General features: G+C 58.5%; 1 protein-coding gene. It reads right to left on the reverse strand.

The window, feature by feature from the left end:
• The coding region (locus V0288_RS25000) for a calcium-binding protein (RefSeq protein WP_332867913.1) at window positions 1–390 on the reverse strand (390 nt) is incomplete at both ends.

Here is a 390-nt window from a genome sequence, read left to right on the forward strand (position 1 = left end):
CGCCACCGTTCAAGCTATCGGCTCCGAGACCGCCATCGACGGTATCGTTTCCATTTCCCCCGTTGATGGTGTCGTTGCCCGCGTCCCCGAAGAGGAGGTTATTACCGCTATTGCCGGTGATGACGTTGTTATTGCCGTTGCCCGTCCCGTTGATATTGCCAAAGCCGGTCAGGGTGAGGTTCTCGATGCCGAATCCGAGGGTATGGCTGACGGAGGCGGATACCGAGTCCACTCCCCCCAGGGCATCGTTAAAGGTTTCCGCCGCGATATCGCCGAGGTTATCGACCAAGTAGGTGTCGTTTCCATCGCCACCGTTCAAGTTATCGGCTCCGAGGCCGCCATCGACGGTATCGTTTCCATTTCCCCCGTTGATGGTGTCGTTGCCCGCTC

This window comes from Pannus brasiliensis CCIBt3594 (assembly GCF_036688125.1).
In the GTDB taxonomy this organism is placed as follows: domain Bacteria; phylum Cyanobacteriota; class Cyanobacteriia; order Cyanobacteriales; family Microcystaceae; genus Pannus; species Pannus brasiliensis.